This window comes from Sediminibacterium sp. C3 (genome assembly GCF_000508085.1).
In the GTDB taxonomy this organism is placed as follows: Bacteria; Bacteroidota; Bacteroidia; order Chitinophagales; family Chitinophagaceae; genus Sediminibacterium.
This window is the reverse complement of record NZ_KI669560.1, coordinates 392,631-419,312: the sequence shown is the minus strand read 5'-3', so window position 1 is coordinate 419,312 and position 26,682 is coordinate 392,631. Positions and strand designations below refer to the sequence as shown.

Sequence of the window (26,682 nt, the reverse complement as noted above, 5' to 3'; positions counted from 1 at the left end):
TTTATTTTCTTAAACGAATATCAGCCACCAACATGATATGGTCGCTTAAAGCCTCGTCTACCATGTCAAATTGCTTCACCTCAAATTGCTGGTCAGGTAAAATATAGTCGATTCGTAAAGTGGGCGCAATGGATATAAAGCTTCTTCCCAGCCCAAAACTTCTTTCCAGGAAAGCATCTTTTTTGTTCCCTCTGATAGAAAAATAGGTATATGAGTTAGGGACATCGTTAAAATCTCCGGTAATAATGCTTGGATAAGGGCTGCGATCCATGGCTATACTGACCATAGTTGTTTGTTCTCCCCGTTTCTTATATGCGGCTTTCATTTTTCGCATCAAGCGTAAAGTGGCACTGAAGGAGGATTCATCTGGTTCCTTTATTTTCTCGATATCTGCGTAATCGTTCTTTTTAAACTTAAAAGATTGTAAATGGGTATTGAATATTCTTATGGTATCACTACCCTTTAATAAATCGGCATAAATAAGACTCTCTTCGGATGGGAAAGCTATTCTTCCCGTATCTATCATGGGATATTTGGAGAAAATAATACAACCCGATTGATATGCGCCATCGTTTCGTTGATAGTCTTTTGAAAAATAATAATAAGGGTGTGTTCTGGTGAACAACTCAATGTTGTTTTCAGCTGTTGCATTGTTGAATTCCTGCAAGCAGATAATATCAGGATAGGTTTTTAAAATGCTGGCAGCCACTTCTTCCCGCACCATTTTTTTTGCTAGAATATTTTTAGAAAGCCCGTTGAAACTCTGAATATTCCAGTTTACAATCCTGAAATGATTTTCTGCTTTTCTTTTGGTAAAAATGGCGTTCCCTGTCCATGCAAATACAACTGCTATCTGTTGCCAGCCTATTAAAAGCGCAATAAGCGGCAGCAAGGCCCAGACTGGTCTTGTAATTAACCAGAAAAGTGCGGATAAAATTAAGAGTAGAATTAAATAAGGAGTAGAAAGAGCCAATACGCCGTGCAACCAGAAATCGTTGGGATTGATATAGGGCGAAAGGGACGCAATTAAAAAAAACAGAACAACAATTGCGTTGCTGATAATAAAAATTTTCTTTGTTGTTCTTCTTATCCAACCCTTGGCCATAAGATAAAATTACAAAAACATTTAATTGGAAAGGCTAATATCTGCCACGAGTGGATAATGATCGGAGAGGTTTAGGGAAGGACTGTAAAACTGTTTTGTTGTTAGATTTTTTGAAGTAAGGATTACATCAATTCTTAATAATGATTTTGCGCTTCTGTAAGTGCCCTTTAATCCTGCACCTGCTTCTAAAAAAGCATCTTTGGTTTCTTTCCTTAATTGCTGATAAACATAACTGGATGGCACTGCATTCAGATCGGCACAGAATATATACGGGATTCTGGTTTCACTTAAAATCTGATTAACCATGAAAGCCTGTTGTGTATGTACCCGATCAAAATGTTCCATCCTCTCCAGAATATTGGTGTTAAACAATAGGGCGGTGTCTTCTTTCACATACTTTAAATCACCCAGCGTTTGAGGACTTAATTTATTATAATGCAGGAACATTGAACGGAAGTGAGTGGTAAATATCCGGATGGGTTGTTCGTGAAATTGTATGTCGGCAAATGCAAGGCTCTCCGGATGAATTTTCTGCGGATACTTTTTACTTCCGCTGTTGATGATGGGATATTTTGAAAAAATAATAGTGCCATAGTCTATGCCATCCATTGTAAAAATAAAATACTTATAACCTAAAGAATCACTTATGAAGCGGGTTACATCTCTTTCTGCATACCCGGGAGATATAATATAATCCTGAAAACAAAGTACATCAGCATTAGAATTTTTAATGAAGTCCAGCATTTCATCCTGTTCGTAAATCCAGGCGTTACTTCCTGGTTTGCTGAAAAGAAACTCGTTTACATTCCATGACATAACTCTGAGTGTGTTTGTATCTTTTGAGGCTTCAAAGCCAGCCTTAATTCTAAATGGGTAGGTATAGCTAATATTAATGAGACCGGGAATCAGCAATAAAAACAACCACCATTTTTTTTGATAAAAAATGCAAACCGCCAATAAGATCCAAATGAATGCGGCAACAAGCAAAAAAGGGAATCCAATTGCTAAAAAAGTGACACCCCGGAATATTTCAGGATGTAGGAATCCACTGAAACAACTAACAATAAAGGGTGGTAAAATAAAGCCACCACTGACATTGAAAATCTTTTTGCTTGTTTTGTTTGCTTTGGGAATAGAATGCATTATAAATCTTGGTCGCTGGCCCTGTTGAGGAATTCTTTTTCCTCTTCAGTTAAGAACGCATAACCGTGCTGGTTTATTTTATCTAAAATAGCGTCCAGTTTTTGTTGGGTTACATTGGCTATTTTTTCATAAGGCTTTCTGTTCACTCTGTAAAAGTGTTTTTCCTGTTGTTTGCGTTGGTTGTTTTTTTTCTCTGGATTAAAAAGGTTGTCTAACCAGTCTACCAACCCATTCATCCAGGCACTCCAGTCTCTTCCTTTTTGCAACTGCTTCACAAAGAAAAATCCCATGGCGCCGCCCGATAAATGTGCTGCCCCAATACCGGCATTGCCTCCGGATAAAGTAGCAAAATCAATCGCCACAAAAACCAGCGTTAGCACCCAAAGAGGTATACCGCCGTTAATCATAGGGAACAAGCGATAATCGGGTGCCAGTGTGGTGGTAGCCAGTGCTACTGCCATCACTGCTGCACCTCCGCCCATCATGGCCGGGGTGGTCAGTAAATTTCTTTCTAATACAGGAAATAAATTGTTGGTTAAGAGAAAAACAACCGCCCCAACAAATCCGCCGTATAGGTAAATGGGTAATAACTTACTATTACCAGCCAGGTCCTGCAGAATATATCCAAAAGCCCAAAGCCATAACAAAGTGCTAATCAGTTGCCAGATACTCAAATGCGTAAACATGGTGGTGAAAAGAGTCCATGGCCGCGAGAAAAAAACCTCCGGTACTGGCGATAGGGTAAACCAGTCCAGAATCTGCTTATTGAAAAACTCCAGAGGTATATCCGATAAAAAGTAGATGATTCTGATGAAATTAATCAATAAAAAAACAAGGGAATTGACCGCGAACAGAAATACGAGCGCGTTATTATCCTGCCCTAACAATATGTTTCTGGTGCTTTTCTGAGATAAGAGTGACATATTAATAGAACGTTTTTTTACGGGTTTTGTTCCAGGTTATTACAATTAATAATCCTACAATCGCACCACCTATATGTGCCCATCTTGCCACATTGTCGCCTGCTGAGTTTTTAAGGGCAAAGAAGAATTCGTAGGAAAAATATAAAAGACCAATCCATTTAGCCTTGATAGGAAACAGAAAATAAATATAGATATAGGTGTTGGGGAAAAGATAGATAAAGGCTGCCAGGATACCGAATACTGCCCCACTGGCGCCTAAAGTAGCTGTATTGATATTTTTTTCGTAAAAATTGGTCAATGCTTCAAACATCTGTGCACTGGCCATTACATTATCCGGATTGTATCTTAAACCATTGATGATTTCACTGTGATTTTCGAAACGCACATTGTAGCGTTCAATGAACCGAATCATGGCATTGTTTAAAGAGGATCCCCCTTGCTCATGCAGATTGAAAAGCACTTCATAGTCCTTCATCAGCGGCACAAATTCATAACTTAAAAAAAGCAGGTGAATAAAAGCCGCTCCCAGTCCGCAGATCAGGTAAAAAGTAAGAAACCGCTTTGATCCCCACAGGTTTTCTAATACCGACCCGAACATCCAGAGTGCAAACATGTTTCCTAAGATATGTCCGAAGTCTCCATGTAAAAACATATGAGTTACCAGTTGCCATGGTCTGAATAAACTGCTTTGCCATCCATGCAGAGCAAAAATATCTTCCATATTCAGGAAGCCCGCAGGACCTGAAATCACATTCTGGGCAAGAAAAAACAGCCCATTGATGATGAGTAAGTTTTTTACAATCGTCGGTAATATTTCAAATCTACTGGGTCTGAACTCTGTCATAATAATTACTTCAGTTTGAGCTGTACAACATTTTCTATGTGAAGGGTATGCGGGAACATATCTACAGGTTGTATTCTGGTTACTTCGTATTTCTCGCTTAACAAAGCAAGATCTCTTGCCTGCGTTGCGGGATTACAACTGACGTACACCACGGTTGGCGATGCAATTTCAAGCAGTTTTTTTACCAGCTTTTCATGCATGCCTGCTCTTGGCGGATCCGTAATTACCACATCGGCTTTGCCATGCTCGGCAAAAAACGCATCATCGCAAATATCAATTACATCCCCTGCAAAAAAACGGGCATGATTTACTCCGTTAATGGCCGCATTTTCTTTTGCATCTTCAATAGCATCGGCTACCATTTCTACCCCAACCAGTTTTCTGGCATGTTTGCTTACAAATAACCCTATACTACCTGTACCACAATATAAATCATAAACAAGCTGACTGCCATCCAGTTCAGCAAATTCACGGGTTACTGAATATAATTTTTCTGCTTGTTGGGTATTGGTCTGGAAGAAGGATTTCGGACTGATTTTAAATTGTAAGTCTTCCAGCTTTTCCATGATATACCCCTTGCCATGATACACAATTGGTTCCTGATCGTGTAAGCTGTCGTTTCTTTTGCCATTAATGGTATAGAGCAATGTAGTGATTTCAGGAAACTGAGACAGCAGCTGATCCAGTAAGGCAATACGATGTTCCTTGTCTTCATAGGCAATCACCATATTGACCATCAACTCACCCGTAGTTGTGTTTCTGATCAGCAGGTTTCTGATCCAACCCTGGTGGGTTTTAATATTATAAAACGGCAGTTTATTTTCTAATACATACGCTGCTACTGCCTTTCTGATATAATTGGTAGGCTCTTTTTGTAAATGGCAGGTATCAATTTCTACTACTTTGTCAAAAAAACCGCGAACATGGAATCCGGCTGCTCCTGGCTCCAGATCAAAATCGATACCAGCTGCTTTCATCTGGCGAAACTCTTCTGTTGGTATATACTTGCGGGTAGCAAAAGTGTATTCCATCTTGTTCCGGTATTCCCTGGTAATATCTGCCCCAATAATGGGTGCAATAGCGGGTAATGGAATCTTGGCTATCCTTGTGAGGTTATCGGTAACCTGTTTTTGTTTGTACAATAGTTGCTTTTCGTAAGGGAGCATTTGCCATTGGCAGCCCCCGCATACGCCAAAATGTTTGCAAAAAGGTTGAACCCTGTCTGCTGAATAGCTATGAAAATGAACCGTAAATCCTTCGGCCCAGTCTGCCTTGCTTTTGGTTAACTGAATATCAACCAGATCTCCGGGTACTGCCCCCTCAATAAAAATGACTTTTCCGTCTACTCTGGCAAGCGATTTTCCCTCCGCTGCATAATCTTCTACGAGTACTTTTTCCAGTACTACTGTTTTTCGTTGTTTTCTCACTTTGTAAAGGTAGGTTGCGTTTTCTATTTAGCCCCCTAAATTGCGTATTTTTAGCTTTAAATCGTGTGTATGAGTCGTTTCATGAAGATTGTGTTTATGAGTTGTTTGTGGATTGGGTTTGGTATGGCGTCTTTTGCGCAGAAAAACCCGGTTAGCAAGCAAAGCAAAGCGCCCGTTCCTTCAGAGGGTAAGGCCCCGGCAAAACAAGCTGGCAAATCTGGCACAGCAAGTTCAGGTAGAGAGATTTCCATCACCCTTACCCCACTGAAAAACACCAAAGTGTACCTGGGCAGTTATTTTGGAAAGGGAATGACCCTGGTTGATTCTGCTCTTTTGGATATGAATAGCAAGGGGGTTTTTAAGGGTGACAAAAAACTAACCAAGGGTATTTATTTTGTGGTTTCTCCCAATTATACCATTCAGTTTGAGTTTTTAATGGATGGCAAACAGCAATTTCAAATTAAAGGAGATACTGCAGCCAAAGAATCTGCTCAGATTATCGGATCTCCTGACAATGATCTTTTTAAGCAGTACGCTAAGTTTTCCAATGAAAAGGGAAAACAGGCTCAGCGGTTGAGGACAGCACTTCTATCAACAAACCAGGAGGATGGTCCTAAAATCAGGGCTTCCCTGGCAGCAGTAGAAAAGGAAATGAAACAGTATCAGCAGGATATTCATCTGAAATATCCTAAATCATTATTGGCTACCTTATTCCATGTTATGAAAAGACCCGAACTTCCTGCAGTTCCGGTAATAAATGGAAAACCAGATTCGGCCTATCCTTACCAATATGTTAAGCAGCATTTCTGGGATAATGTGTTGTTTAATGAAGACCTTTTACTAAGAACGCCTTTTTTTGAACCCAAACTGGATGATTACTTTAAATACTATGTGTCTCCGGAGCCGGACTCCATTATCCAGGAAGTGAAAGAAATCCTGTTTATGGCCAAAACAGGAAAGGAGATTTATCCCTACCTCTTAACCAAGTTCACCAACAAGTATATCAATCCCGAATTCATGGGACAGGATAAGGTATTTGTGTATTTGTTTGAGAATTTTTATGCAAAGGGTGATACAGCCTTATTGAATCCAGCTTCCAGAAAAACCATAACGGAGCGGGCTTATAGCCTGATGGCCAATCAATTAGGGCAACAGGCGCCTGTGCTGAATTTGACAGATACAACCGGAAAAAGAAGACCTTTGTATGACATAAATGCTCCTTTTACGCTGGTTGCTTTCTGGGATCCCAACTGTGGCCATTGCAAGGAAGAAATCCCCAGATTTGATTCACTGTATAAAGCCAAGTGGCAAGCGAACGGAGTGGCTGTATATTCAGTTAATATTTATGAAAATGAAAATCTTTCCTGGAAAAAATTTATTGCAGAGAAAAATCTCTCTGCAGCATGGACACATGTTTATCAGACAAAGGAAGACAGACAGGCAGAGGAAAAGGCTGGAATACCCAGCTACAGACAGTTGTACGATATTTTCAAGACACCCACTTTTTATTTGTTAGACCAAAACAAACGTATTCTGGCCAAGCAATTAACACTTGAACAATTTGATGCATTGATGGATGCCAAAAAACGCTGATTTCTTTTCATAGGATGATTTCTATTTGATATTCGTTTAAAGCATGTTGTAGTCAATTTACAACATGGAACATGTATACGAAGAAATCAAAAACAGACACCATCAGAAGTTCAGATTATCAGCTGCCGTTATCAGTTCTATTGTGTTCACTTATCTGGTTACGGTGTTTCTTTTGTTAACAAACAGCATAGTAAAAAACTTCGGTGAAAACGATAAAAGCCTTACTGCTGCTCAATTTACGGTAAAGAACAATCCGAAGAAATCTGCCAACAGGCCCTAAACATAGTCTTTTTATCCCCCGATTATACGCGGAGCTATTGAAAAATGGTCTCCGCTTTTTTATGACCAATCTCATTTTTTCTGAAACAGCTTCTTTGTAAATTTATAAGGGGTGCATATCCCTAGTTTAAGGGAAAATCCCGCATCCTTATTTGGTTAATTTTGTATAAGTTTTTAGTACAGTTTCCTAATAATTATAAGAATTGTAAAGAACAAGCATGTATTTAATCGGTATTATAGAAGACGATGTTCAGCTAAGAAAAACAATGGAGAATTATATCTCGCTGCAGCAGGATATGTCTCTGGTGTTTTCCTGTAACCGAATTGAAAAATGGATCAGTATTCGCCAGGATGCGGGTATTGTTCCTGATTGTGTTTTATTGGATATTGGATTGCCGGGGATTTTAGGCTTAGATGCTATTTCAATTATTAGTAGTTACTACCCAGGCGTAAAAATTCTTGTCATTAGTGGAATGGAAGACCCTCTGGTTGCATGGCAGGCTATGATGAATGGTGCCAATGGATTTTTATTGAAGCCGTTTCGATTAGCAGAAATGCAAAAGCAAATAGAAGTGCTGAAGTCTGGTGGTACCGTTCTTGATCCGGAAACCATGACCGGATTAATTCAGACTGCTAGAACCAGATTCAATTCAAATGGCAGTACAGATCGTTTTCATGAATTTGGTTTAACACAAAGAGAAATCCAGGTAGCTGAATTATTAGTTGCAGGATCCAGCTATAAAGAAATATCTACTATTTTAAATGTATCCTATACAACCGTAAATGAGCATATTAAGAATATTTATAAAAAAGTAAAAGTTAATTCCAAAATGGCATTCATCAACAGGTTGTCTGGTAAGAATTAACGCTACCCCCCACATAATAATGATAACAGGCTCTTTATATACGCTATTGATTGCGGATGATGATAATATCAATCGGGTGATTTTAAAACATATGCTAAAATCGCTTGAAATGGAATTTGTAAGTGTATCTGATGGAGCTGATGCTATGAAATATTTATATGAGCATCCCAATCAAAAAGTCATCATGTTATTAGACCTGAATATGCCCAATATGGACGGAAATGAAGTGATTGCATTAGTAAATCAGGATAATCAACTTAAAGACAGAGTTAGAATAATTGTTATAACCGCTAACCTTTTATCTGTTTATATGAAAGAAGGTATTGGAAGAAATGTATTGGATTGTTTTGAAAAACCCGTGAGGAAAGAAGTGTTGATAGATGCCATCAATCTGGGCATATCACAACTTAATTGACAATCATGAATCTGAAAATAGAAGAACTTTCTTTTATCTTTAATAGCCTGCCTAATGCAGTGCTATTTGAGTCTTCAGATCATATTATACAATATGTAAATCAGCCTTTCTGTACACTTTTTGGTATTGATGCGCCCAGTGAAATATTAATCGGAGCTAATTGCAAGGACAGTGCAGTTGATTCGGCAGGCTATTTTATGGAACCATCCCTGTTCCTTTCCAGAATTGAATCCATATATGCTAATGGCGAACAGGTTCTGAATGAAGTAATTCAGTTTAAAAGCGGAGATACCTTACTCAGGGATTATATTCCGTATAAAATGGATGATAAAATTATTGGTCATTTATGGTTGTATAAAAAGTCAACACAGGATACCAATATATTAAGTGTGGCCAACTCTCAGAAACATTTTTATGAAGACCTCATGAACAATATTCCTGCAGATATTGCCATTTTTGATCCTTCTCATCGATATCTTTTTGTTAATAAACTTGCGATAAGTAATCCTGAATTGAGAAAATGGATTATTGGAAAGGACGATTATGATTATTGTAAAAAATCAAATAGAGATACAGCAGGAGCAGATAACAGAAGGACGCTTTTTAATCAATGTATAGAAACCAAGTCAACGGTTGAATTTGAAGAGCAGAATATTGATGGCTCAGGAAAAATTATTTATAACCTACGCAGATTCTCACCGGTAATTAGCCAGCATGGCAAAGTGGAATATGTTATTGGATATGGTATTAATGTATCAACCATAAAAGAAGGTGAAAGAAAACTCCACGAGCATTTTAACGAACTGAGATCAATGTTTAACAATATTGATCAGTTAGTGATTACGCTGGATATGAATGGTGCGGTGAACTTTGTAAACTCTCAATGGTTGAATATTACCGGATTAGATCAGTACATGTTGGGAGAGAATAGTTTATTCCAGTTAATTGAATCGGGTCTGGAGAACTTCAAGAAAACGCTTTTTACGGTATTCAGCGGCTACCAGTTACCCCCGGGAACTGAAAAGCAGATTGTTATAACAGATAAAAATGGTCAGTTGAGAACATTGCGTTACTACATGACCCGGTTTAATCATGTAAAAGACCGTGGACAAATTGTAGCTGTATTCTTTACTGATATTACCGATCAGTTAAAAGCACAAAAAGATTTGCTGGAAACGGCTATGCGCGAAAGAAATCTGAGCGAAATGAAAACCAATTTCATGTCGATGGTTTCTCATGAATTGAGAACCCCATTGTCTGTGATACTTTCCAGTGCGGAAATTTTAGAGATGGTGTATAGCAAGCTAACTCCAGAAATGGTAGAAAAGGGTACTGTGTATATCAATAGAATTGTTGGACAGGTAGACAAGATGACACAGCTGATGAATGATTTCCTTTTTATCAGCAAAATTGAATCTGGTAAAGTAAAACCACAGCTGGAGTTGCTGGATATTCAGCAAATGCTGAATGAAATAAAAGAGGAATCCTATAATCCCTGGTCCGATGGCCGATGCCTGCAGGTGATAACAAAGGGAGAGCCCAGATTGGTAAAATTTGATAAGACAATGCTTAGGCATATTCTTTCCAATCTTTTGAGTAATGCCTTTAAATACTCTTCTGATTCCAAAATTGATCCGTTTATCCGGGTGAGTTTTACCAAACAGTATTGGTTTATAACAGTAGTTGATGCCGGCATTGGTATTGAAGAAGATGACCTGGAACGATTAGGTGAGCCTTTTGTGCGAGGAGGTAATGTTGGTGAAATTGAAGGAACAGGACTGGGCATCATGACCATGAAATTCTTTGTAGACCATCATGGTGGGTTTTTACGAGTAAGAAGTAAGCGGAATAAGGGAACTATGTTTAGTATCCGTTTTCCTTTTGATAGCAATAAAATATTAAAAAATAATGAGTAAGCGAATATTGATTGTTGAGGACGAAAGAGATATCCGTGATTCTTTAAAGACGATTCTCGAGCTCAATGATTTTATTGTAGACACAGCGGAGAATGGTCAGATAGGTCTGGAAAAGGTAGAGGAGAAAAAACCGGATTTGATTTTATGTGATGTAATGATGCCTGTGTTGGATGGTTTTGGTTTGTTGGAGCAGCTTCGTAAGAAGGGGGTTGAAACGCCACTGATTTTTTTAACAGCCAAAGCTCAGTATAATGACCTTCGGACTGGAATGAATTTAGGGGCAGATGATTATATTTTCAAGCCATTCAAAAGTGCAGAATTGCTTCAGTCTATCGAAAGAAGATTAGAGCGGAAGGATCAACTGGAGCAACACTTAAAAAAGCTGATTAATAGTCTTGAACAGACAATTATTTTGATGGTTGGCCATGAATTCAAGACCCCGATGCACGGAATACTTTCTTTTACCAATCTGATTAAACAGAAAGCCAGTGAACTTGCCAATAATGAAATAGAGGATTTCTGTAATTATCTGGAAAGTTCCAGCAACAGATTGCAGCAAACTTTCAGTAAGATTAAAACCTACTATGATCTTAAGCTTTCTGGTATTGCCCCTGTAAGTGATCGCAGAAATGTTGCTCTGGGCAAGCTTGTGCGAAATATTTGTCTTCAGGTTGCTAATGAGTACAACAGGGAATCGGATTTGGTGTTCGCAGAAATTGATGATAGAGAAGTTGTGCTAAGCGCAGAATTGTTTTCAATCGCTTTATATGAATTGGTGGATAATGCTTTTAAGTTTTCTGAGAAAGGAAAAAAGGTAAGGATAAATGCCACTTTCAGAACAAATGGCATCAATGTAGATATTGTTGATGAAGGAAACACATGTAAAGCCGCTGAATTAAGATCCTTGTCGGGTATTATTGGACAGCTAAAGCGAAAGAAGTTGGAACAGCAGGGTTTGGGAATTGGGTTGGCACTGGCTTTATTAATTATCAATAGTCAAAATGGTCAGCTTCTTTTTGAGGACATTAACCCTTGTGGCATAAAAACAGAAATTTTATTGAATTTATAATAACGATTGTATGAACGAAAGAAAAAAGGTTTTAATAGTAGAAGACACCAAAATGCTGCGCATGTCATTGGAAGTAATCTTACAAGAGACATATGAAGTGGCAGGAGCAGCAGACGGAAACGAGGCACTTGAAATATTAAGGGAGTTTACGCCAGATATTATCTTATTGGATTTGATGTTGCCCTATCCCCTCGATGGTTTCTCGCTGCTTCGCTTGTTAAAAAGCAATCCTTCAACCCATATGATTCCTGTGATTATTGTTTCAGGTATGTCCGGAGAGGACAAGATTATTCAGGGGTTAGAATTTGGTGCCAATGACTTTTTAGTGAAGCCTATTAAATCAAAGGAATTGCTGCTTAAAATCAGGAACCTGACTGGCATTCTGCAAGTGAACGAAGAAAAGGTAAAGCAAAAAAGATTACTGGCTTCTAAAAATCTATCTGCTTCTGATTCAAAGGATTTCTTTGAAGACTCATTTGAGGCAATTGTTGAAAAACTGAATGAAGATGATTTAAATACCATTCCATCTATTGCCAAAAGAATGTCGGTAAGTGTGTCAACACTGGAAAGAATGATAAAGGCTAAATACAATATGACCCCCAAACAATATATTACCGAAATCAAACTGATGAAGGCTGAGGTATTGTTGCGTCAGGGAAATACAAGTGTAAAGCAGGTTTCTTTTCAATCAGGATTTAATTCTGTTGCCTATTTCTGTCATTGTTTCAAGAAGAAATACGGAAAACCACCTAAAGCATATTCCTCATCTATTTTGACCAAATAGATCATTGAATCAATGGCAATACCAATCTGACTTCGGTGCCTTCCCCAAGTTTGCTGGATAGAAATATCTTGCCATTGTGCAATTCCATGAATTGTTTGGCTACAGACAATCCTAGTCCCGAACCTTGGTAGGTGACTGTGTTGGATGCCCTGTAAAATGAGTGAAACACTTTTTCAATTTCATCTTCCGGAATCCCTATTCCATAATCTCTGATTTGTATAATGGCTTTATTGGATTCATAGCTGATTGAAAGTTCCGGATTGGGGCAACCTTTGGAATATTTGAAAGCATTGGAAATAATATTCGTGATTACATGCATAAACAGCAATTCATCTGCTGCTACTTTTTGATCCGAAGCTTCCTCTTTCAAAATCACGGTTCTGCCGTCTGTTTCGTTCTGAAAATAAGTTTTTATAATAGAGCGTACAAATTGAGATATATTGATTGGGTGTAAGTTAAAGGCCAGCTGCTGTGCATCATATCTACCCACTAATAAAATATTGTCCATCAGTTGGGTCATGCGTTCAATTTGATCTTTGATCATTCCGGCAGAATCTTTGATCCGGTCAGACAATTCTATATTCAGTTTTTTAGCAGTCATTTCAATCACTTCTATATTGGAGAAGATGACTGTTAATGGCGTTCTGAATTGGTGTGATGTTAAGCTCACAAAACCTGCTTTTAGTTCTGCCAGTTCTTTTTCTTTTTCTAATGCTATCTTCTTGTCGTGAATATCTATAATGCTACCCGCAATAAAGTAATCTTTAACGGAAGCTGCCTTGTTTTCTCTCAGAGATAATTCAACCCATCTCCAACCATTGTTTTTTTGTTTTAGCCTGGCTTCAATGGTAGATCTTCCCGATTCTGTTTTCTTTAAATCATCAATTTGTTCTAATATAGCAGGAATGTCTGATTCTTCAAAAAAACCAGTAATCGGTTGCATCATACAATCATTAATGGCATATTTAGATATTTCATGCCAGTACTGATTCATGAAAGTGATTTGATTGTAACTATTTAGCCTGAATACCGCTTCTCCCAGGTTGTTGATGAGCTTATCAAACTCATTCTTTTGTTCTTGCAGTATTTCCTGTTGTTTTTTAAGCGCTGTAACGTCTACATGGGTTCCCACCATGTAAATAGGCTTTCCTGTTTCATCTCTTTTGGCTATTCCGAAGCCATTAATCCAAACATAATGCCCTGCCTTGTGCTTAAGCCTATGTTCGTTTTGATAGGTTTGTACATTATTTGTAAAGTAATCTGAAAGGCTACTTTCTACTTGGTCAATATCCTCAGGATGTACTCTGATTTTCCAGTTTTCATAAGTATGTTCAAATTCAAAAGGCTCATAGCCAATCATTTTCATGAAAGCTTCTGAGTAATTGAGTTTATTGTTGATAATATCCCATTCCCACATTCCTTGCTGAGAGGCTTTGATGGTAAGCTCAAATCTTTCGAGTAATTTATTTTGTGCTGTTTCAGCTTTTTCTCTGGATAGCCTGATTCCAATATTTCTCGCAACTGTATATAATGCCTGTACTACTTCGGGTTCCCAATGATCCTTTGTTGTACAGTTGTCGTATCCAATCCAGCCCCAGTAATCTCCATCGCAAAAAATAGGTGTAAACAAATAAGTCAGGATACCCTGTGACTCCATGATTTCACGGAACATCTGATTGGGGGATTCTTCTACCAGACCATACATGTATTTGTCCTGTGATAAGGTTTCATACATATAAGGGAAGAAATCATATGAGATATCACTGAGCTCTGGATTTCCAAATTGCGGTTCTATGCTCTCCCTACACCACTCGTGTGTATAATATAATCGCAACTCATTGCCGACTTTTTTATTTGTAAATACGTAGACACGATCTACCTGTGTTGCAATTCCCAGCACAGCAATAACTTCGTTGATAGCTTTGTCTATATTTCCTTCAGATAATAAAACACTATTGGCTTTGGAAATGCTATTTAAGAGATGGAGCATTTAAAAAATATTGATAATAGTCAAAATTATCAATATTTAAGCGTGATGGCTATCAATTAATCGCTAATGATATATCAATTATTCGGATTAAGGTTTTTTTAAAGAACGGCCTTCACTGCGTTCCAGATTACTTTGGGTTTACCCAAAGTGTAGTAATGTAAAACAGGCACTCCAAATGCTTTCAATTCTTTGCTTTGCTGAATCAGCCATTCGGTTCCAACCTGTTCACATTCCGCATCCGTTTTGCATTTGGAAATGGCATTGGATAAATCGGTAGGAATGTCTACATGGAAAATTCTGGGTAAAACAGAGAGTTGCTTTTTATTGGTGATGGGCTTTAGACCGGGAATAATCGGAACATTAATGCCCATGTCTCTGCAGGCTTTTACGTAGTCAAAATATTTCTGGTTGTCGAAAAACATCTGGGTCATGATATAATCGGCACCTGCATCTACTTTTTCTTTCAGTCTTTGTAAATCAATTTCCAGATTGGGTGCTTCAAAATGTTTTTCCGGATAGCCTGCAGTTCCAATACAGAAATTGGTTTTTCCCCCATTCTGGATATCATCATCCAGATAAATTCCACTGTTCAGGTTTACGACCTGCTTCTGCAAATCAATCGCGTATTTGTGTCCGTCGGGTTCCGGTTCAAAGCTGGCTTCGTTTTTAGCGGCGTCCCCTCTTAATACAAGTACATTATCGATGCCGAGGAAGTTCAGATCAATCAGTGCATCTTCACTTTCTCTTTTGTTAAAGCCACCACAAATAAAATGAGGTACAGTATCGATGGAATAATGGTTCATGATAGCAGCGCAAATGCCAACTGTGCCTGGTCTTTTGCGCACTTCCACTTTTTCAAAAGTTCCGTCTGTTTTTTTCTTGAAAGCCGTTTCACTTCTGTGATAGGTAACATTGATCCAGCTGGGCTTGAATTCCATTAAAGGATTCAGATGATCAAAAACATGCTGAATGGTCTTTCCTTTTAGCGGAGGTAGTACCTCAAAAGAAACCAATGTATCCTTGGCCTGCTGTATATGTTCAGTAACTTTCATGTTGCAATATACAAACGACATATTACATTTGTGTAAAGCGTTAACCTGTGAACCTGACTATTCAAACCAACAACTTACAAAAGAGCTACAAGGGCCGGACTGTTGTAAACAACGTCTCTGTTCGTGTGCAGCAAGGTGAAATTGTTGGTCTACTGGGTCCGAACGGAGCAGGTAAAACCACCAGTTTCTATATGGTTGTGGGTCTGATAAAGCCCGATGAAGGCACCGTATTTCTGAATGATCAGGATATCACCAAACTTCCCATGTATAAAAGGGCTCAGATGGGTATTGGGTATTTACCTCAGGAAGCCAGTGTTTTCAGAAAACTCACAGTGGAAGACAATATCATGGCCGTGCTGGAAATGACTAAGCTTACCAAGGCGGAAAGACAGCATAAAATGGAATCGCTTCTGGACGAATTCAACCTGCATCATGTAAGAAAAAACAACGGGGACAGTTTAAGCGGCGGTGAAAGAAGAAGGACGGAAATTGCCCGTGCCCTCGCCGTGAATCCCAAGTTTATTTTACTGGACGAACCCTTTGCCGGCGTGGATCCTATTGCAGTTGAAGATATTCAGTCAGTTGTTGCCAAACTCAAATACAAGAATATCGGAATCTTGATTACCGATCACAATGTAAATGAAACCCTATCTATCTGCGACAGGGCTTACCTGCTTATTGAGGGTAAAATTTTCAAGCATGGTACCGCTGAAGAACTGGCAGAAGATGAGCAGGTAAGAAGATTGTACTTGGGTACCAATTTCGAATTAAAAAGAAAGGACTGGATTATTGATATGGCCAAGGAAAATCAATCGCAAAACGTTGATTGATATTGATTTTCTGCTGCGGATGCCGTATTTTGCCGTACGCTAATCATGAAATTATTAAGCCCTGCTATATCCCGTTTGGCCCGTATCAGGCACTGGCGTATTGAACAATGGACCAGTGATCCTATTGCAGCTCAAAGAGAAGTCTTGCAAGACCTGATAACCCATGGACAATACACGGAGTTCGGGAGAAAATACGGCTTTAATCAACTCTTTAATATCCGAAAATTCAAAGAGACGGTTCCTATTCATGAATACGAAGATTTAAAACCCTATATCGATAGGATTATGCAGGGGGAGGAAAATGTGCTTTGGAATACCCCCGTAAACTGGTTTGCCAAAAGCAGTGGAACCACCAGTGAAAAAAGTAAGTTCATTCCGATTACCAAGGAAAGCCTGGAAGATTGTCACTTTCAAAGTGCCAAAGATGTGCTAACGATGTATTACAATAATCGCTCTGAAAGTGATTTATTAACGGGCAAAGGACTCGTGATTGGGGGTAGTCATCAAATCAGCCCAATCAATGATGATATGCAATACGGAGACCTGAGTGCTGTATTGTTGCAGAATACGCCTATCTGGGCTAACTGGATTAGGACACCTGAACTATCCATTGCTTTAATGGACGAATGGGAAGCCAAAATTGAAAAAATGGCGCTGCATACCATTCAGGAAGATGTTACTTCTATTTCCGGTGTACCTACCTGGACCCTGATTTTAATAAAACGAATTTTAGAAATCACCGGAAAGCAAACCCTGAAAGAAGTTTGGCCTAACCTGGAATTATATATTCATGGCGGTGTTTCTTTTACACCATACAGAACCCAGTTTCAAAAGTTGATTGGCGAGGGATGCCATTATCTGGAAATGTATAATGCCAGTGAAGGCTTTTTTGCTGCCCAGGTTTCACCGGAAGATGAAGGCATGCTATTGTTTACAGAGAATGGCATTTTCTATGAATTCATGCCTGTTTCAGAATATGGTAAGCCTAATCCAAAAACAATTGGTCTGAAAGATGTTGAAATAGGTCAGCATTATGCCATTATCATCAGCACCAACGGAGGTTTATGGCGCTATCTGGTAGGCGATACTGTTCAATTTATCAGCAAGTTCCCTTTCAAATTAAAAGTAACTGGCAGACTAAAACAGTATATTAATGCGTTTGGAGAGGAGTTGATTGCAGACAATGCTGACAAGGCAATTGCTATTGCCTGTGAGCAAACCCAATCAGTGGTAAAGGACTATACAGCTGCACCTATTTATTTTGGAGAAAATTCTCCGGGTGCGCATGAGTGGCTGATTGAATTTGAGCAAATGCCGGATTCGCTGGAAGTATTCCGCAGTTCACTGGACAAGGCTCTAAAACAGCTGAACAGTGATTATGAAGCCAAGCGTCACCGGGATATGGCATTAACCATGCCTGTTGTGCATTCATTGCCTCAAGGGGTTTTTAATGAGTGGTTAAAACAAAAGGGCAAATTGGGCGGACAACATAAAGTACCTCGCTTAAGCAATGAGCGAATCTTTGTGGAAGAAATAAAACGTAATTTTTTATAGAACTATATAATTAAATCAGATGAAGTTATTAGCAGGAAAAGTATCCATAGTTACCGGTGCAGCCAGAGGGATTGGAGCTGCTATTGCCTTGAAATTAGCAGAACACGGAAGCCATATCGTTTTAACCTATGTTAGCGACGGGAGTGCAGAAAAAGCAGCTGCCCTTGTACAGCAGATAGAAGCGATGGGTGTTAAAGCCAAAGCTGTAAAGAGCAATGCTGCTGTTTTTGCAGATTGCGAATCTCTGGTGAATGATACAATCAAAGAATTTGGCGCCATTGATGTTTGTGTAAATAACGCCGGCATCTCTAAGGATAATCTTTTATTAAGAATGACAGAGGAGCAATGGGATGAAGTAATCGATGTTAATTTGAAGAGCATTTATAATATGACCAAGCAGGTGATTCGTCCAATGATGAAAGCCAAACAGGGAAGCATTATAAACATGAGTTCTATCATTGGTATTCGTGGAAACGCAGGCCAGAGTAGCTATGCAGCCAGCAAAGCCGGGATTATTGGTTTCACAAAATCTATCGCTGCTGAACTGGGTTCCAGAAATATCCGTTGTAATGCCATTGCCCCTGGTTTTGTTGAGACCGATATGACCCATTATTTAAAAGATGGAGATGGAGCGGCACAATTTCTCCAAAAAATCCCGTTGGGCAGATTCGGAAAAGCAGAAGAGATTGCTGATACCACTTTGTTCTTGGCAAGTGATATGAGTTCTTACATTACAGGTCAGGTAATCAGTGCCTGTGGTGGCTTAAATATTTAAACCCATATATGCAATCATACGAACGTTTACTAGCCGAAAATAAGAATTGGGCCACGGAAAAACTGGCTGATGATCCGGAATATTTTAACAGGCTTGTACATGTTCAGAATCCTGAATTTCTCTGGATTGGTTGTAGTGACAGCAGGGTGCCAGCCAATGAAATTACAGGCACACAGCCAGGTGAAATCTTTGTTCACCGGAATATTGCCAATATGGTCATTCACACCGATTTGAATTTATTGAGCGTATTGCAATATGCGGTAGATGTACTGAAAGTGAAGCATATCATTGTATGTGGCCATTATGGATGTGGCGGTGTAAAAGCGGCTATGACCAACCATAATTTTGGCATTATCAATAAGTGGATCAGGAATATTAAAGATGTACATCGTTTTCACCGGGAGGAAGTAGATGCCATTAAAGATGAAAAGGCTCAGATAAATAGAATGGTAGAACTGAATGTACAGGAACAGGTGCTGAATCTGGCCAAGACATCTATTATTCAGAAAGCGTGGAAGGAGAGAAATGCGCCTCATTTGCATGGGTGGGTGTATGATTTACAGGACGGATTGATAAAACCCATTCAGGAAATGCAGGCGGGGACACATATAGATGCTCTGTATGAATTTGATGATTTATAAACGGGACAGGATCCCGTTTATTCATTTTAGGAATATCCAAAATAGACGGTTTCACAAAAGCTTATTACTAATAAGGCTAATAATGGTATAATACTTGTAATATTTGCGCGCAATGGAAAAAAATCACAAAGCAGTATCACCGACGGGGGCGGCCAGAAAGATCTTGGAGCTCTTAAAACTGGATAAAAAAGACGTCTCCTCTATATATGCATTTGCCATATTAGCCGGTATTTTAAGTTTGGCAATGCCGCTGGGCATACAAACCATTATTGGATTCGTTCTGGCAGGTTCTATTTCTACCTCCATAGTTATTTTAATATTTTTAGTAGTAGCAGCTGTACTTTTGTATGGGCTTTTGCAGGTAAGACAGCTTCAGCTTACAGAAAAAATTCAGCAAAAATTATTTGTAAGATACGCGCTTGAGTTTGCAGACCGACTGCCCAAGATGAACATTGAAAAATTAGATGCGTATTACCTTCCGGAATTAGTAAACCGTTTTTTTGATACTGTTTCTCTTCAGAAAGCAGTTGAAAAACTTTTGCTGGATGTACCTGCAGCCATTATTCAAATATTCTTTGGTCTTATTTTGCTTTCTCTGTATCATCCAGTATTTATTGGCTTTGGCGCTGTGTTAACTTTAATTGTGTATTTGATTATGCGATACACATTGCCTGCAGGATTTCAAAAAAGCATTGAAGCCAGCAATATGAAATTTGCTACTGCTGCCTGGCTCGAAGAAATGGCCCGTGTTATTAAGTCTTTCAAATATTCAAGAGGAACAAGATTAAATATCAGAAAGACAGATGGAATTGTGACCGATTATCTGGTTGCAAGAACCAGCTATTTTAAAGTGTTACTAACCCAGTACTGGAGTTTAATCATTTTTAAAGTAGTGATTACGGCTGCTATGCTGATTGTAGGAGCCGTGCTTCTGGTTGATCAGCAAATTAATATTGGACAGTTTATTGCTGCAGACTTTGTAATTATCAGCATTATCGGCTCTGTTGAAAAGCTGATTCTGAATATGGATAAGGTTTACGATATCCTGACTTCTGTTGAGAAATTAAGTAAGGTTACAGAGAGCGAAGTAGAAGTACAAGGTACCGTTATGCTTTCCGACAGTGCTAAAGGAGTGTCTGTATTGTTTGAAAATGTCGGCTTTACTTATGGTAACAATGTAAAGGCATTAAAATCTTTAAATCTGAATATAGTACCTGGCGATAAAGTTTGTATCATGGGTGAATCGGGTTCAGGTAAGTCCACCATTTTACGATTGCTGACCGGAGCTTTCAATAATTTTACAGGTTCCATTTTACTGGATGGTATGCCAATTGGAAACTATAACCTTAATTCAGTCCGATCTCAGACTGGTATTTTATTGAGTCAACAGGATATATTTAATGGCACTATCTGGGAAAATATAACCATGGGCAGTGAGGAAATCAGTTATGAGGAAGTGACCGATCTGGTGAATCGTTGTGGCTTAACCAGTTTTGTTCAAAGCCTTCCCAAGGGATATGATACAGTACTGGATCCAACCGGTAAAAGACTGAACAGCAAAATCAGGCAGGATATTTTATTGTTAAGGGCCTTGCTGGGTAAAAAACGATTATTGCTTTTAGAAGAGCCCCTGAACTTTTTAGAGCGTAAGTATAAAAAGAATATACAGGATTATATATTTTCTGAAGAAAATGCAACGGTTCTGATTGCAACCAATGATGCAGAAACGGCAGCTCGTTGTAATAAAATTATTTATCTGCAGGATGGTGTGGTAAAAGCTTCCGGAAACTGGTCTGCTATTGCTCCATTTTTAAATGAAAATTATGGTCAATAATAAATTCATTAGTACCGTTATTGAAGATGAAGTGGAAAGCACTAGTCTTTCATCATTTCATTCGATTTATAATATCAAGAAGAAGAACCGGGTAAAAAAATGGATGTGGGGTTCTTTAATCACACTGGTTGTTGTGCTTTTTTTACCATGGACCCAGAATATCCGCGCCAAAGGAGCAGTGACAGCGCTGCGTCAGGAAGATCGTCCTCAGGAGTTGAACACGGTTTTGGCAGGGAGAGTAATTAAGTGGTATGTGAAAGAAGGAGATTTTGTAAAAAAGGGCGATACCATTTTGCAGATAGGGGAAGTAAAGACCGACTACTTTGATCCGGAATTGTTGAACAGGACTAAAAAGCAAATTGATGCCAAACAAATAGCAGTTGAAGGATATGGTAATAAAGCTGCAACTGCTGTGTCTCAGATGAAGGCACTGGAAGAAGCAAGAGACCTGAAGCTGGAACAACTGGATATTAAACTCCGTCAGCAAAATTTGAAAGTAATCAGCGATAGTATTGATTTGGAGGCTGTATTAAATGAACTGGCAGTTACCAAAAGACAAATTGATGCCGCTAAAAATATGCTGGATAGTGGTGTGATTTCACTGGTTGATTTTGAAAGAAGAAAAGTGTCTTATCAGAATGCAGTGGCTAAAAAAATAAGTGCTGAGAATAAATTCCTGCAATCGAAACAGGAGTTGTCGGCCATCCGAATTGAGAAGAACGGAACCATACAGGAATACACCGATAAAATTGCCAAAGCCCAGGGAGAGCAATTTAGTTCCTTGTCTAATATGGCAACGGGTGAAGCCGATGTGGCAAAGCTTCAGAATGCATACAGCAACTACGATATCCGTAATCAGTTGTATTTTATTACTGCTCCTCAGGATGGACAAATAACCAAAGCCAGAAAAGCAGGTATTGGAGAAATGGTGAAGGAAGGTGATATGATTGTTGAAATTGTACCCGATAAAATTCGCTATGCAGTTGAATTGTTTGCAGAGCCAATGGATCTTCCCTTGTTGTCTACCGGTCAAAAAATTCGTTTCATTTTTGATGGATTTCCCGCCATTGTTTTCTCTGGCTGGCCAGCAGCTTCTTACGGAACATTCGGTGGCGTAATTGCAGCAGTTGAAACTTCGGTAAGCAGCAATGGAAAATTCCGATTGCTGGTGGTTGAAGATCCCAATGAAAAGCCCTGGCCCAGAGAATTGAGAATGGGTGGTGGCGCCAGCGGTATTGCCTTGCTAAAAGACGTTCCCATTGGGTATGAATTATGGCGAAACATCAACGGTTTCCCACCTGAATATTATAAACCTGTTAAGGGTGAAGAACTAAAAGCAAGTAAGGAGAAATAGTATGAAACATTGCTTGTTTTTGATTGGTTTTATTTCTGTGATTCAACTGAATGCACAGGTCTTGAGTCCTGAAGCGTTCATTAATCAGGTCAAGAGCTTTCACCCACTAGCCAAGCAGGCTGGTATTAAGGTAGAGAAAGCCAGTGCCGCTTTGTTAAGCGCTAAAGGAGGCTTTGATCCAACCGTAGAAATGGAAGCAAGCAGGAAAACCTTTGATGGTAAAAACTATTATTTCTATACCAATCCTGAATTTAAAGTGCCCACCCGTATTGGGGGAATGGACATTAAAGCAGGCCTGGAAGACAATGGGGGTTTGTTTCTGAATAATCAGATCACCAGAGGGCAAAGCAGTTATCTGGGATTAGAAATGCCTTTGATTAAAGGTTTGCTGATAGATCAGCGAAGAGCGAATCTTCAGCAGGCACAGATTTCTTTACAACAAAGTGAGCAGGATCGCCTGAAAATGCAGAACGACCTGTTGTTCGACGCTTACAACACTTACTGGCAATGGGCTGGTGCTTATCAGTTGTTCAGCATATACAATCAGTTTTTACAAATCAGCAGAGAACGTTTCCGTTTGGTAAAGCTGGCTTACTTAAACGGAGACAGGGCAGTAATTGATACCATTGAGGCGCTGACCCAGGTACAACAGTTTCAAATGATGCAGGCAGATGCAAAAGCAAAGCTGGCAACAGCGCAACTGGAATTGGGTAATTATTTATGGAATGAAAACGATGCGGCTTATTTGTTAAATGCTAATCTGGTGCCGGATACTGTTCAGTTTCAGATGTACCTGGCTTCAGAGGATCCCGATAAATTAATTAACAGAGTGAATCAGGAAAATCCTTCTATCAGAAGTCTGGCTTTTGAACTGGAAGCCCTGGAAGTGGAAAGAAAATTAAAATTTCAGTCTTTGTTGCCTTCTTTGAATCTTAAGGCAAATATGCTAAACAAGGGATACAATGTGATGAAAGATTTTGGTGGTGCGCTTCTTCAGAATAATTATGTATGGGGCATACAATTTAAAATACCCATTTTCCTGAGAGAAGGCCAGGGTTCTTACAAGCAGGCGAAACTAAAAATTGCAGAGGCCAATTACGAATTGAATATGAAGCAATGGAATACAGCCAATAAAATCCGTTCTTACTTTGCTGAAGCCACTTTGCTGAAAGATCAAATTGGTGCTGCACAACAGGCCTATAACGGCTACACTGCTTTATTAAAAGCAGAGAACCTTCGTTTTCAAAATGGCGAAAGCTCTCTGTTTCTTTTAAATACCCGTGAAAATAAAGTAATTGAAACCGCAGAAAAGTTAATTCAGCTAAGGGCCAAATACCTGAAAGCCAGCTATGGAATCAACTGGGCGGCCGGACTTCTTCGTTAGTTTAATTAAGACAATTTTTGCTTGAAGCGCTGTATAAATGCCTTGCTGTGTTCGCTTAAAATTAAGCGTCCGCTAATGCCTGCTCTTTCTTTCAGCAATTCATCCCAGTGTTCTGTTCCCTTCCAGAAAATATTTTTCAATTCCTTTAATGCATCCGGATTGGATTGGGATAAAGTAGTAGACAATCGGATGATGGATTCATCCATACCTGCAACATCAGGGTGCAGTTCTGCGTATAAACTTTTTCTTCTGGCCCAATCCGCGGGTCTAAAGGTAACTGCATCAATAGTTAATTGAGAGAATGCGGAAAGTCCGATTTTTCTTTCTACTGCAGGACCTACCACGAAGGGGCCAATTCCTACTGCCAGTTCGCTTAGTTTTACATCGGCACCTTCGCAGGCTATAGCATAGTCTGCAGCCGCAGCCAGTCCAACTCCACCTCCAATGCATTTTCCCTGAATACGAGCTATAATGATTTTACCGCAGGTACGCATGGCATTGATTACTTTGGCAAAGCCACTGAAAAAGGCTAGACCTTCTGCTTCTGTTTTAATTGCAGCTAATTCATCAAAAGAAGCTCCGGAGCAAAACACTTTTTCGCCAGCGGAACGAAGTACAATTACTTTGGTTTCTTTATTCAATCCTTCGCTGTAAATTTCTTTGGCAAGGGCATCCAGAATTTTTCCAGGCAATGAATTGCTTTGCGGATGAAAGAATTCAATGGTAGCAATACCGTGCTCGCGTTCTACTTTTACGTACCCTTCTTTGATGTGCTCAATCATAACTTTTATTTTACTGGTTTCTTGGCAACCATGGTTAATATGGTTGCTATTCCGGTTAATTCATTGGTTTCATCAATCATTTCTACCAACCATTTTACAATTCCTTTGTTAATGTCGGTTGATTCTTTTTTCTCCTGTCTTATTTTTTCCTTACAGGTAAAGCGGATATGCATTTCACTGCCCGGATAAACCGGCTTGGTGAATCTTAATTCGTCAATACCATAATTTAAGAGTACTGGGTTTTTTTCATAGCTGTCTACAAATAATCCTGCAGCCATGCTCATGATTAAATAACCATGTGCAACTTGTTTGTCAAACATAGTGCCATTGAAATCGGTGTCTTCTAAATGCGCATAAAAATGATCACCACTTAAATCGGCAAATGCATTAATGTCTTCAGCAGTGATTACTCTTTTCTCGGTGATCAATTGATCACCAATTACTAAGTCTTCAAAATATTTTTTGAAGGGGTGTATGGTAGGAGTATTTCCTGTTGCACCTGGTTGATACACTTTGCTGATGGCAGTAATCATATCTGGTGAACCCTGCACTGCTACTCGCTGCATATAATGTTTAACGCCCCTTAATCCCCCCATTTCTTCTCCACCACCTGCTCTACCTGGACCACCATGTACCAATAAAGGCAAAGGAGATCCATGCCCAGTGCTTTCTTTAGCACATTGTTCATTCAGCACTAAAATTCTACCGTGATAATTACCCGCACCAATTACATAGTCGGTTGCAATTGTTGTACTCGCAGTTACAATGCTGCTTACCAAAGAGCCTTTTCCTAATTTGGCCAATGAAATAGCTTCTTCTGTATGCTTGTATGGCATCAATGTGGCCACTGGTCCAAATGCTTCTACTTCGTGTACGTTTGAATTCCCAAATGGATTTTCATTCAACAACAGTAAAGGACTTACAAAAGCACCTTTAATGGGGTCTGCATCTAATACTTCTACTGAATCTAATGAACCGTATAAAATACTTGAAGTCTCCAATAATTTATTCACTTGGGCTTTTACTTCATTGCGTTGTGTTTCCCCTGCTAATGAACCCATTCTTACTTTTGGATTCAAAGGATTGCCAATAATATTTTGAGCAAGGGCTGCAGTCAATGCTTTTTGTACATCTTCTATTTTATTTTCAGGCACAAAAATTCTTCTGACTGCAGTACAACGTTGTCCTGATTTGGTGGTGATTTCTCTTCTTACTTCTTTAATGAAAATATCCCACTCAGGCATATCTGGTGTTACATCTTCTCCTAAGACAATACAGTTCAATGAATCGGCCTCCATGGTAAAAGGCACGTTTTCAGCTAAAATTTTCTTTCCTGATTTCAACATCAATCCAGTTGTTGCCGACCCAGTGAAAGTGACCACATCCTGTGATTGAACATGGTCTAATAAATCGCCGGCACTGCCGCAAATCAATTGCAATGAGCCTTCTGGCAGGATGCCCGATGCAATAATTTTTTTGACAACCGCTTCTGTTAAATAGGACGTTACCGTAGCTGGTTTCACTATAGCAGGCATTCCCGCCAAAAGATTGACGGCAATTTTTTCAAGCATGCCCCATACGGGGAAGTTAAATGCGTTGATATGCACTGCCACCCCTTCTTTTGGAATCAATAAATGATGCCCCATAAATGTATTGGCTTTACCCAATGGGTGGTGCTCGCCATCCAAGCAATAGGGGGTATCAGGCAATTTTCTTCTTAAAGAAGCATATGAAAATAAATTACCAATGCCACCCTCAATATCTACCCAGCTATCTGCCTTGGTAGCACCTGTTTGATAGCTAATGGCATATAATTCATCTAAATGGTCTCTTAAATAAATGGCCAAGGCTCTTAGCATCAATCCCCTTTCGTGAAAACTCATTTTTCTTAAGGCAGGATTACCCTTGCTGCGCGCATAATGTAATGCAGCAGAAAAATCCAATCCTTTAGCCGTTGCGTTGGCTATTGGAACACCAGTAACGGCATTGTACAATAATTGACCTTCTCCTTCCCCTTTTACCCATTGCCCCATCAAATAGTTCTCAACTGTATACATATGATTCATTTTCGCCACAAAGCTAACGATTGATAGTTTATCTGGGAGGGATAAAAAAAACCCGT

23 protein-coding genes are annotated in these 26,682 nt (G+C 39.2%); 14 read left to right on the top strand and 9 right to left on the bottom strand.

Going from position 1 to position 26,682, the window contains the following annotated elements:
* Position 1: 1 nt before the first annotated feature.
* The 5 genes from F777_RS0102015 to rlmD all read right to left on the bottom strand — a co-directional run bounded on the left by F777_RS0102015 (position 2) and on the right by rlmD (position 5,442).
* Entirely contained in the window at positions 2-1,105 is a 1,104-nt protein-coding gene (locus tag F777_RS0102015) for an endonuclease/exonuclease/phosphatase family protein (RefSeq protein ID WP_026750584.1), read from the bottom strand.
* Positions 1,106-1,126: 21 nt separating this feature from the next.
* Entirely contained in the window at positions 1,127-1,921 is a 795-nt protein-coding gene (locus F777_RS0102010; protein WP_161631469.1) for an endonuclease/exonuclease/phosphatase family protein, read from the bottom strand.
* A 326-nt stretch (positions 1,922-2,247) separates the two neighbouring features.
* Positions 2,248-3,171 carry a rhomboid family intramembrane serine protease gene (locus F777_RS0102005; RefSeq protein WP_071790298.1) on the bottom strand — a complete coding sequence of 308 codons (924 nt, stop codon included), beginning with the start codon at positions 3,169-3,171 and terminating at the stop codon, positions 2,248-2,250.
* A 1-nt stretch (position 3,172) separates the two neighbouring features.
* Positions 3,173-4,015, bottom strand: a complete 843-nt coding sequence (locus tag F777_RS0102000; protein WP_026750581.1) for a rhomboid family intramembrane serine protease — start codon at positions 4,013-4,015, stop codon at positions 3,173-3,175.
* A gap of 5 nt (positions 4,016-4,020) precedes the next feature.
* Positions 4,021-5,442, bottom strand: coding sequence for a 23S rRNA (uracil(1939)-C(5))-methyltransferase RlmD (gene rlmD, locus F777_RS0101995; RefSeq protein ID WP_026750580.1), 1,422 nt, complete (start codon positions 5,440-5,442; stop codon positions 4,021-4,023).
* A 69-nt stretch (positions 5,443-5,511) separates the two neighbouring features.
* Here rlmD and F777_RS0101990 point away from each other — a divergent pair, with 69 nt between their 5' ends.
* The 7 genes from F777_RS0101990 (at position 5,512) to F777_RS0101960 (ending at position 12,364) form a co-directional block, all read left to right on the top strand.
* The gene (locus tag F777_RS0101990) at positions 5,512-7,035 is read left to right on the top strand and encodes a TlpA family protein disulfide reductase (RefSeq protein WP_026750579.1); all 1,524 of its coding nucleotides are present in this window, start codon (positions 5,512-5,514) and stop codon (positions 7,033-7,035) included.
* Positions 7,036-7,099: 64 nt separating this feature from the next.
* Positions 7,100-7,315 carry a hypothetical protein gene (locus tag F777_RS0101985; protein ID WP_026750578.1) on the top strand — a complete coding sequence of 72 codons (216 nt, stop codon included), beginning with the start codon at positions 7,100-7,102 and terminating at the stop codon, positions 7,313-7,315.
* 217 nt (positions 7,316-7,532) lie between these two features.
* The gene (locus F777_RS0101980; RefSeq protein ID WP_026750577.1) at positions 7,533-8,180 is read left to right on the top strand and encodes a response regulator transcription factor; all 648 of its coding nucleotides are present in this window, start codon (positions 7,533-7,535) and stop codon (positions 8,178-8,180) included.
* Positions 8,181-8,199: 19 nt separating this feature from the next.
* Complete coding sequence (locus F777_RS0101975) at positions 8,200-8,595, top strand: response regulator (protein ID WP_026750576.1); 396 nt, start codon at positions 8,200-8,202, stop codon at positions 8,593-8,595.
* A gap of 5 nt (positions 8,596-8,600) precedes the next feature.
* Positions 8,601-10,511, top strand: coding sequence for a sensor histidine kinase (locus F777_RS0101970; protein ID WP_026750575.1), 1,911 nt, complete (start codon positions 8,601-8,603; stop codon positions 10,509-10,511).
* Complete coding sequence (locus tag F777_RS0101965) at positions 10,504-11,580, top strand: hybrid sensor histidine kinase/response regulator (RefSeq protein ID WP_026750574.1); 1,077 nt, start codon at positions 10,504-10,506, stop codon at positions 11,578-11,580. Before F777_RS0101970 ends, F777_RS0101965 begins: the two co-directional genes overlap by 8 nt.
* A gap of 10 nt (positions 11,581-11,590) precedes the next feature.
* A complete protein-coding gene (locus tag F777_RS0101960) occupies positions 11,591-12,364 on the top strand; it encodes a response regulator (protein ID WP_026750573.1) in 774 nt (257 codons plus the stop codon).
* Between the two features lies 1 nt (position 12,365).
* Here the strand turns inward: F777_RS0101960 and F777_RS0101955 are convergent, their stop codons facing one another.
* Positions 12,366-14,354, bottom strand: coding sequence for a hybrid sensor histidine kinase/response regulator (locus F777_RS0101955; protein ID WP_026750572.1), 1,989 nt, complete (start codon positions 14,352-14,354; stop codon positions 12,366-12,368).
* 98 nt (positions 14,355-14,452) lie between these two features.
* A complete protein-coding gene (locus F777_RS0101950; protein WP_026750571.1) occupies positions 14,453-15,406 on the bottom strand; it encodes a methylenetetrahydrofolate reductase in 954 nt (317 codons plus the stop codon).
* Between the two features lie 47 nt (positions 15,407-15,453).
* Here F777_RS0101950 and lptB point away from each other — a divergent pair, with 47 nt between their 5' ends.
* The 7 genes from lptB (at position 15,454) to F777_RS15365 (ending at position 23,778) form a co-directional block, all read left to right on the top strand.
* Positions 15,454-16,236, top strand: a complete 783-nt coding sequence (gene lptB, locus F777_RS0101945; protein WP_026750570.1) for an LPS export ABC transporter ATP-binding protein — start codon at positions 15,454-15,456, stop codon at positions 16,234-16,236.
* Positions 16,237-16,281: 45 nt separating this feature from the next.
* A complete protein-coding gene (locus tag F777_RS0101940) occupies positions 16,282-17,790 on the top strand; it encodes a GH3 auxin-responsive promoter family protein (protein WP_026750569.1) in 1,509 nt (502 codons plus the stop codon).
* A gap of 19 nt (positions 17,791-17,809) precedes the next feature.
* The gene (gene fabG, locus F777_RS0101935) at positions 17,810-18,565 is read left to right on the top strand and encodes a 3-oxoacyl-[acyl-carrier-protein] reductase (protein WP_026750568.1); all 756 of its coding nucleotides are present in this window, start codon (positions 17,810-17,812) and stop codon (positions 18,563-18,565) included.
* Positions 18,566-18,573: 8 nt separating this feature from the next.
* Positions 18,574-19,206 (top strand): carbonate dehydratase, encoded by a 633-nt coding sequence (gene can, locus F777_RS0101930; protein ID WP_026750567.1) that lies wholly within the window; start codon positions 18,574-18,576, stop codon positions 19,204-19,206.
* A gap of 112 nt (positions 19,207-19,318) precedes the next feature.
* Positions 19,319-21,040: a peptidase domain-containing ABC transporter gene (locus F777_RS15370; RefSeq protein WP_051408361.1), complete on the top strand. Its 1,722-nt coding sequence runs from the start codon at positions 19,319-19,321 to the stop codon at positions 21,038-21,040.
* Complete coding sequence (locus tag F777_RS0101920; protein ID WP_081720532.1) at positions 21,030-22,394, top strand: HlyD family secretion protein; 1,365 nt, start codon at positions 21,030-21,032, stop codon at positions 22,392-22,394. Before F777_RS15370 ends, F777_RS0101920 begins: the two co-directional genes overlap by 11 nt.
* A 1-nt stretch (position 22,395) precedes the next feature.
* A complete protein-coding gene (locus tag F777_RS15365) occupies positions 22,396-23,778 on the top strand; it encodes a TolC family protein (RefSeq protein ID WP_081720442.1) in 1,383 nt (460 codons plus the stop codon).
* A 5-nt stretch (positions 23,779-23,783) separates the two neighbouring features.
* Here F777_RS15365 and F777_RS0101910 read toward each other — a convergent pair whose 3' ends face one another.
* Positions 23,784-24,560: an enoyl-CoA hydratase/isomerase family protein gene (locus F777_RS0101910; RefSeq protein ID WP_026750565.1), complete on the bottom strand. Its 777-nt coding sequence runs from the start codon at positions 24,558-24,560 to the stop codon at positions 23,784-23,786.
* Between the two features lie 5 nt (positions 24,561-24,565).
* Entirely contained in the window at positions 24,566-26,617 is a 2,052-nt protein-coding gene (gene paaZ, locus F777_RS0101905; RefSeq protein WP_173399622.1) for a phenylacetic acid degradation bifunctional protein PaaZ, read from the bottom strand.
* Between the last annotated feature and the right edge of the window lie 65 nt (positions 26,618-26,682).